At 45.7% G+C, this 1,509-nt stretch carries 1 protein-coding gene; it reads right to left on the bottom strand.

Translation table 11 applies throughout. The features are described from left to right. Window positions 1-182: 182 nt before the first annotated feature. Complete coding sequence (locus tag GPDM_RS05960) at window positions 183-1,253, bottom strand: IS4 family transposase (RefSeq protein ID WP_008429929.1); 1,071 nt, start codon at window positions 1,251-1,253, stop codon at window positions 183-185. Between the last annotated feature and the right edge of the window lie 256 nt (window positions 1,254-1,509).

The following is a 1,509-nucleotide window of genomic DNA, read 5'->3' as shown; positions in this document are numbered from 1 at the left end:
CTGTTTCTTAAAGCTACATTTCCGAGTAAGTGAAAATTTCACACCTTTTCTACCCTTCGTTCAAAAGAGGTTTTATCTTTTTTCGAACGGGGGATAGTATGACTAATAACGCTGAACTTGAGGGCGCGACAAATAAACATTCTCATTTCCCCAAACTTTGAGTGTCTATCTGTCTTTTAGGCCTATAGCCAGTTGATCGGACCGGGTTTCCAGACTTTCTTCCGACCAATGGCGTTCAGGGTTAGCTCGATTTTTTGATGGATGCATTGCCAATCCGTTCCGTCACGGATGCGCCAATGCATCCCTATTTTTTTGGAAATTTCGTGGATGGCAATCTGTTCGCTTAACACAAAATGCCGCTCTTTCCAGAAACGGACCCGTAATTGATAGGCAACCAACGTACTGAGAAGTAACAGGATCAATTCTGCATAGATGTGACATTCCCAACGAGCTTGTTTCATGCGGCGAAACTGATCCAGTTTCAGGTTGCTCTTCCAGGAGCGAAAGAGGAGTTCGATTTGCCAACGATACCGGTAGAGCGCAACGATTTCTTCTGTGGGAACCTTGTCTGGAAGGTTCGTCACTAACATGGATACGCCCACTAAATCTAGCGATTTTTGTTTAATGGTACCGTGTTTGGTCTGGTCACGGCGTTTCACTCGATAGGCTTGGCGTCGCTGTTCGGCCGCTGTCATTCGATAGAGCACGAGACGACAGGGCAACTTCTTATGCCTGCCCAGATAGACCCGTGGGTAATTGCGTATTTCTCCTGGGTGAAGTGTCTTCATTTCTTCTTTTATAAAAAGTTGCTCATATGCAGACCTTTCCACCATTTTTCCATTTGGGTGGTAGCGAGGCGTTGGATGATCGATATAAAACATCGTATCGGTCCGGGCTCGGCTAACATAAAAAGCATGTTCCTCATTGATTTGTTCAAACGTGGTGTATTGATAATACCCAAGGTCTTGTAAAAACAAGTCCCCCTTCCGGATCGTGGCCAACCGCTCGCGACCAGCTGGACAATCTGCAGCTTTTGCAGGTTGAATCTTCACATACTGAAACTGACCGGTGAGATAGTCAACTTCAACTTGAAATTTGACGCCTGCCCCCACCGAACTAGGATAGTCGCTCTGGCAATTAGACGAAAGCGCGACTGTTGTGCCATCTAGTATCCGGATACGATTGAAGGGATGCGTGGTTGCCAATTGAATGCCCGGTAGGGGCAAGCTCTTTTTGAAGCTCAAACAAGGCAAAAAACACCTCTTGTAAAAAAAGAACCGTGTGTTCATTCAAACGCTTGTTCAATGCCTCTTTGGATAGTGGGACCTGATGAATAGCCAAGTCCGAACAGAGTTCGGATAAGGAATGGTCACTGAGAGTTCCGGGAGATGAAAACAGGAGCTTCATAAAAGAACTGACAGTCAACTTCCGTTTTCTCTGGACAAATTGAGTTGCTTTAGCGAGAGCTTCAAGGTTTCCTGGGTGATAGAAACTGGAACAATCGTGTCA

This window comes from Planococcus donghaensis MPA1U2 (assembly GCF_000189395.1).
Taxonomy (GTDB): domain Bacteria; phylum Bacillota; class Bacilli; order Bacillales_A; family Planococcaceae; genus Planococcus; species Planococcus donghaensis_B.
This window is presented reverse-complemented; position numbering and strand designations above follow the sequence as displayed.